The sequence below is a fragment of the Collinsella sp. AF11-11 genome (assembly GCF_003465485.1).
Lineage (GTDB): Bacteria > Actinomycetota > Coriobacteriia > Coriobacteriales > Coriobacteriaceae > Collinsella.
Map to the genome: position 1 here is coordinate 56,181 of NZ_QSAS01000010.1, position 6,629 is coordinate 62,809.

Sequence of the window (6,629 nt, forward strand, 5' to 3'; positions counted from 1 at the left end):
TCTTACTTATCCTGTTCGAACGTTTGAGCGGTCGGCGTGGTACGAACCTTAAGCTCCTTGTGCCCAGAGTCCTTCGAAGTCGTGACCGTGTACTCAACCTTTATGTCTTGTCCAAGAAGCATGTGGACACCGCCCCATGCAACCTTCAAGCCATCGTGCGTCGCTTCGTTCATCTCGATAGAACCGGAGCCCGAAGTCTTAATGTCCGAAATGCTGCCTCCCGCAGGAGCATAGAGATAAAGCCTCAGTACCTCATCATCAATATCCTGGCTAATGCCGTTATGGCCCTGGAAATAACCAGGCATCTCGGCCTTCTCCTGGGGGGTCATCGTGTTCTTGAGCGAGGTGGTCACTCGATACGTCGTCGAGCCATCGGCATTTTCAACCGAAGAATCGATGGTGACTCGCTTATCGAGGAACCAATCCATCTTTGAATAACTGTAGTTGTTCACATAGACGCCCAAGATCGGAGCCTCCGACGTATCGGCTTGGAGGGCGCCCGATATTCCAAGGGCCTTCGCGGCCTTTTCCTCGTCATCGTTTCTCGAATACATGAGGATGCGACCCTCGGAAGCACCCTTTTCGATGGCTCCAGCAATCTTAGCAATATCGCTGGAGCCCAGTTCGTCCACGATCTTGTTAAAAGCCGATCCGGCAACCGCCGCAAAAATGGCGTCCTGTTCCTCTACCGGGTAATTCCAATAAATATCGTGCAGCAGCACCTTTGCAGCGTTGCTTCCATCAACGACGGTACCGTCAGGAAGCTGTGTGCCGCCTACAATGCCGAGCATATACTGCAAAAATACCGGATCGACTGCAAATACGCCGTCGATGTCATCTCCGACAATGGCCTTCTGCATATCGCTGGCAAGCTGAGCCGCACGCGGATAATCGGGCGTCATCGTAACGTCACCCATCGTGTATCCGAGCGTGTTGAATCCGGTCAGGCCCCATCCGGTCGTGAACAAGTTTGCTTCTTCATCGGTGATGGGAAGCGGGCTCAAAGGCTCTTTCATCATGTCGACTTTGACAAAATCGCCCAGTTCGAGCTTACCATCAGTCACCGACATCACGCCGCGAGAACCGGGAAAACCGCCACAGGCGCGGATCTCGACATTGCTCATCGCGAGCACAAGATAATGACGCGTCTGGCCGTTGGCGCCGAGCATCTGCGGAAGGACGGGGGCGACCTTCTCCGCCGCGTCAACCGCGCCGTTGAGGGTGGCAAAGCCGTCCTTGGCCTTATCGACCAGCTCGGTCACCTGGGAAATATGAGTATCGCCAATGCCCTGGATCTTCTCGTTGGCGCTCTTGAACACCTTCGAGCTATCGGAGAGCGAATCGGCGACCGCCTGCAGCGCGGACACGTTGATAGTCCCATCCTGGAACAACTTGCCGGGCGTGGCCTGCGAAAGGTTATCGGCCATGGGAACCAGCGCATTGCTCGAGACATCGGACAGGGCGTCGATCATGGTGCGTGCAGCATTGATGTCGCCGCCATACACCGGGATAAACGAAGCCGCCGTCCACAGCGGGCTCGAGGTCTCCGCCTTCATGCTGTCGAAGAGCTCATCAATCTTCTTCGCGTCGTCAGGCAGCGTCGAAAAATCGCCCGACGTGACCTTGTCCTTAAGGCCACCGACGATCTCGACAGCCTCCTTCGCTTCGCTCTTTACGGTCTTTGCCGAGTTAAGCAGCATAAAGCCGCTTGCGCCAAGCGCAACGAGAAGCACCGCGACTACAGCGGCAATAATGGCGCCAGTGTGACGCTTTTTGCGCTCGCCCTTGCGATGGCGATGACGGACCAGACCGTCAGAGGTCGAACTCGACGAAGCGTCGCTACCGTAGTTCAAGCCAAAATCGTAATAATCTTCCTTGGAACCCGAGCCCGCAAACTCGGCACCGCTATCATCCAGGCGGGCGAACGTGCCAGTCTCGGAGGCGCCGGTGTAAATCGTGCCAAGGTTACCCGTAAGCCCCGCGCCACCGGCAGAGGGAGTATTGTTGGCGGCCTTGCCGGCATTAACGTTGCCGGCGATATTCGCGGCGTTGGCAGCACCTGCGTTGTTCGCAGGTATCGAAGGGGCCCCGCTCGGCTGCGACGTGGAGGTTGCACCGCCCGCAAAGACATTCCCTCTTGCACGGCCGGTCTTTTTTGCCTTTTGAGACTGCTCGTACAGAGCGGTAAACATCGCCGTCTCGCCCGGGGACACGCGCTTACCGGAACCGCCCTGCCCAGCGCCGCCCGGCGTGCCGGCCTTACCAGCCCCGTTCGGACGCGGCGGAACTGCAGGACGGCCGCTATCGCTGCCCTTAAAGTGATTACCAGCCATAAAGAAATCCTCGCAATTGAGTCGCAATGAAAAAGTCCATAACGTTGCTAGTTTATGGCATTTTGAGCATCGACAGCTAAACTCCAGACACGGACATCAATTGGCGAAAATGTGGCACAACGCCTTTTCCGTCTTGGCGCCAGCTACACCGTCAAAAACACCATCGCGATAATCATGGCAAAGCCCGCCAGGTCGGTAGGCAAAAACACCGTTCCCAGCATAAGGGCGCTGGTGATGGTGGCCGAAACCGGCTCCATGGTTCCAAGGAGGCTCGCGCGCACCGAGCCAATCTCCTTAACGCCCTGCATGTAGAACATATAGGCGAAGAACGACCCCACCACAATAAATATCGCGAGCGCGCCGACACCCGAGGGGCCGAGCGCCGGCATATGCGCCCACGGCTGGGTAAAGATACTCATCACGATTCCCGCCGAAAGCATGGCCGAGCCCGTGACGACCGGGCTACCGTATTTGTTGAGGATTCCGGCAGGGATGATTGCTATGCAGGCACCGCCCACTGCGCACAAAAGGCCCGAGAGCAGGCCCATCGGCGAGATGTTGAGCGTACTGGGGTCGCCGCCCGTGGCGATCAAAAACGTTCCGCCCAATGCGAGCAAAATGCCAAGAGCCTCGCGCGTGCGCGGCAGTCGATGCGCGGTGACGCAGGCATACCCCATGACGACCACCAGCTGCAGGCACTGGAAGACGGTCGCGGTGCCCGCGTTGGTCAGGCGCACGGCTGACAGATAGCAAAGCTGGTTGAACAGCAGGCCAAAGATCGTAAACAGAATAAGCTGCTTGCGATCGGCGGGGGGAGTCCACAGCTCGATCAAGCGGTCGCGGTCTTTTCTGAGCACAACGAACATAAAGAGCAGGCCAGCGATAACTTGGCGCACGCTCATCAGCCAAAACGTCTCGATATGGCACACGTCAAAGAGGTAGCTGGCGCTGGTGCCAGAAAAACCCCAAAACGTACCGCCGGCAAACGCGGCGAGCGTACCCAGGGCCATCTTGCGCGCCTGGGCGTCGTTGAGGCGGTCGCGCCATGCGCGGCGGGTGCTGCGGCTCAGCTCGTCAGTCCCCTCGGGCACGATAAAATCAGACGCCGCCGTCATCGGTACCGAAGCCCTTTCACGTGCACACTGCGCCGAGCGCTTCTGTTCCATCCCACTCCCCCGAAATCAATTGGCAATAAAGCGTCCAAACTGTAGCACGGATATTGGTATGAAATAGCAGATGATGCGGAGCATCTGCGAGCGTCCAAATTGCAGGGACGAAAGGCACCGATGAGCTATGCCGAGCGGTTGGAATCGCCTGGGGCGCCGGGATCGGCTTCCGCACTTTCATCGGTATGGCCACCGTCGGCATCGCCCTCGTCACCGGCGTCGCCCTGCTCCTCCTGCTCGCGACGGCGCTTTTCGCGAATCTGCTCAACGGCGGCTCGCAAGGCGGCCTCGTCCTCGGCGCGTGCCACCTCTTGCGTTGTCTTGACCATATGGCGAATCTCGAGCACCAGCAGCACGATCAGCGGCACCACGATAAGCGGAAAGAACAGCAGCGGATTGGTGAGCAACGAGACCACCACGCCCAGCCCCGCCGAGACAAAGACCACGCGCCCCACCACGTCGGCGGCGGGCACGGGCGCAGCATCCTCGACCGGATTGGCATCGCCCTTGGTGCGGTAGATCGGGGCGCCGTCGGCGGCGGCCTCCACGGCAACGATGCGGTGCGTGTTGAGCGAACCCTCCAGCGCGTCATCGGACGAATGGAAGGTGATGATGTCGCCCACCTGATAGGCCTGACCGTCGCCGGTATCAACGACGATAAACGAGTGCACGGGAATCGCCGGCTCCATCGAACCGGTCAGCGTGCGCATAAAGCCATAGCCCATGATGGTGGGGATCTCGCCGGCGGGCGTGAACACCGTGCGCAGCAACACCACAAAGGCGACCAGGATCACCACGGTCGCCAGCACGTTGATCACGCGGAGCACGTGCTTCATCACTTGTCGTCGTCCTTTGCGGAAGTCTCGGGGTCGGCAGCGACCTCGCCCTCGGTGGCATCCGCCGCAGAAGCGCCATCCTCGTCAGGCGCGGCGACCACGCCCTCGCCAGCCTCGCCGCGCAAGCGGGCCAGCAGATAGCGCGACAGGCTGTTGCCCTCGGCACGGCGCTCGGCGCGGGCGCGATCGCGCTCGGCCTGTTCCAGCTCGTGCGCCAACGAGGCCAAGCGCTGCTGCATCTCCGCGCGGGCGGCCTCGAGCTCGCGCTCGTGCGCGGCCTTTGCGGCGACGACTTCCTGCTCGATGCGCTCCCCTGCCGCACGCTCGGCTGCGGCGATACGCTCGTCGGCGTCGGCACGGGCGTCCTCGGCGGCACGCGTCGCGGCATCGCGCTCGGCAGCGGCGGCGGCGACCTTCTCGCCGGCATCCACCGCGGCCTGCTCCACGGCAGAATCGGCGGCCGCGTAGGCGGCATCGATCGCGGCATCGGCAGCCTGCTGAGCGGCGGAAACCTTCTCCTCGGCCGCAGCAACGGTGTCGGCAAGCGCCTGCTCCGCTGCTGCCGCGGCGGCGTCCGCCGCCTCCTGCGCGGCACGGGCATCGCGCTCGGCCGTCAGCTGCACTTCCTCAATCTGCAGCTGAGCGGCGTCCAGCTTGGCATGCAGCTCGGCAACCTCCTTGGCGCACACCTCGCGCACGCCGGCAAGCTCGGCCGCGGCGGCATCCTTGGCAGCTTGCAGCTCGGCGGCATCGGCTTCCGTCTTGGCAGCCAGGGCCGCAGCAGCGTCGCTTTTGACCTGTGCGACCTGCTCGGCGGCTGCCTGCTCGGCGGCGGCAACCTTGGCATCGGCATCGGCACGGGCAGCCGCAACCTCGGCATCGGCCTCGGCGCGCATCTGCTCAAGCTGGGCAGCTGCGGTCGAGCGCGCCTCAGCGGCAGCATCCTCGGCGGCTTTCTTGCCGGTCTCGACATCCTCCAGCGAGCCGCGCAGCTCCTCGGCATCCGCCTCGGCAATCTGCGCGCGCTGCGTCAACGCCAGCTCACGCGTCTTGGCCTCGTCCAGCTCGTCGGCCAGGTCATCGCGCTCATCGGTCAGCGCATGCGCCTGCACCTTCCAGGACGTAAGCTGCCCCTGTAGCTCCTCAATCTGCTCGCGGGCCTCGGCCAGTGCCTGCTCGGCATCGAGCTGAGCCTGCGTGACCTCCTCCACAAACACGCGCCGGACCTCAACGTCGGGCAGGTCGGGGCTATCGACCTGCACCTCCTTGATCTCCTTGATGAACTTGGGCGCCACCGGCGCGTGTTGTACGCTCTCGAGCTCCTGCAGGTTGCGCTCGTCATCAGTCAGGCTCTTAAAGACGGCGTAGTTATTGATGAGGTTGGTGTACATCTGCACCATGTACTCGTCATCGAACGCCAGCGCCTGCTGCTGCACGTCGATGTTGTATCCCACCTTGTCATAGCGCTCCATAAACTGCCACAGCTGGTAGCACTTGCGGTAGTTGGGGTCTTTCATGATGAGGTTGGTGCGTTGAATGGGGCTGCGGACCGCGCTGCAGCCGTTCATGATCTGGCAGAACGACGCGCCGCGCAGCGCCATGACCAGGCGGCGCACGCGGTCGATGCGCATAAAGACGTCCATGTTGTCGGCGTCGTTCTCGGCAAAGCTCTGACGGTTTTTGACCGTCATCTCCACGCTGTACTCGATCTGCTCGTACGCGTCATCGATAGTGCTGTGCATCTTAAAGCGGTTGCGGATCTCGTTGCCCGTCGACCAAAAGATGACGTCGGTGCGCTTGTCCACAAACGTCAGCAGGCGCTGAATCAGGTGGTAGATAAAGCGGTTCTCGTACAGGTCGTAGGTCTCAACGGTATTGACATTGAGGATGCGCGTGGGGTGAACTCCGCCGTCGTCGCTCGGCGCCAAAAACTGCGTGTTTTGGCTCAGATGGCGAACGCTGTCGGCGCTGATCTTTTTGGCGAGCGAGACCGGCACCACCTCTTCCTCGGTGGTGATAAAGCGGCGCGGCTTTTCGATGATGGTGTTGATGGCGTCGAGCGAGTCCTCGATCATGCTGATCCATTCCTCGTCCACCACCTTGACGAGCTCCTCGCGCTGCTGTTCGATCGTGGTGCCCGAGGCCTGCGCCATCTCAAACAGATAGCGGAAGTAGCGGCTGTCCTCCTGGATGGGCTCCATCTGCTCGGAGAAGCTGGTATAGAGGTCCTGAATGGTCTCGGACATGGGTTACTCCATAGATTGGATCGATCGGAAAGGGGCGGGGGGGGCGAC

At 61.1% G+C, this 6,629-nt stretch carries 4 protein-coding genes; all 4 read right to left on the reverse strand.

From position 1 onward, the window contains the following. Nucleotides 1-2 precede the first annotated feature (2 nt). The 4 genes from DWV58_RS07200 to DWV58_RS07215 all read right to left on the reverse strand — a co-directional run bounded on the left by DWV58_RS07200 (nucleotide 3) and on the right by DWV58_RS07215 (nucleotide 6,581). Nucleotides 3-2,333 (reverse strand): DUF4012 domain-containing protein, encoded by a 2,331-nt coding sequence (locus tag DWV58_RS07200; RefSeq protein ID WP_117776661.1) that lies wholly within the window; start codon nucleotides 2,331-2,333, stop codon nucleotides 3-5. A 143-nt stretch (nucleotides 2,334-2,476) separates the two neighbouring features. Next, nucleotides 2,477-3,499: a DMT family transporter gene (locus DWV58_RS07205; RefSeq protein WP_199586034.1), complete on the reverse strand. Its 1,023-nt coding sequence runs from the start codon at nucleotides 3,497-3,499 to the stop codon at nucleotides 2,477-2,479. A gap of 125 nt (nucleotides 3,500-3,624) precedes the next feature. Beyond that, nucleotides 3,625-4,335, reverse strand: coding sequence for a signal peptidase I (locus DWV58_RS07210; RefSeq protein ID WP_117776663.1), 711 nt, complete (start codon nucleotides 4,333-4,335; stop codon nucleotides 3,625-3,627). Next, complete coding sequence (locus tag DWV58_RS07215) at nucleotides 4,335-6,581, reverse strand: DUF2357 domain-containing protein (protein WP_117776664.1); 2,247 nt, start codon at nucleotides 6,579-6,581, stop codon at nucleotides 4,335-4,337. The genes DWV58_RS07210 and DWV58_RS07215 overlap by 1 nt, the downstream gene beginning before the upstream one ends. Nucleotides 6,582-6,629 lie beyond the last annotated feature (48 nt).

Bases quoted from the DNA above. Each gene is read 5' to 3' on its own strand.
- DWV58_RS07200 (WP_117776661.1), bottom strand. From the start codon at position 2,333: ATGGCTGGTAATCACTTTAAGGGCAGCGATAGCGGCCGTCCTGCAGTT.
- DWV58_RS07205 (WP_199586034.1), bottom strand. From the start codon at position 3,499: ATGGAACAGAAGCGCTCGGCGCAGTGTGCACGTGAAAGGGCTTCGGTA.
- DWV58_RS07210 (WP_117776663.1), bottom strand. From the start codon at position 4,335: ATGAAGCACGTGCTCCGCGTGATCAACGTGCTGGCGACCGTGGTGATC.
- DWV58_RS07215 (WP_117776664.1), bottom strand. From the start codon at position 6,581: ATGTCCGAGACCATTCAGGACCTCTATACCAGCTTCTCCGAGCAGATG.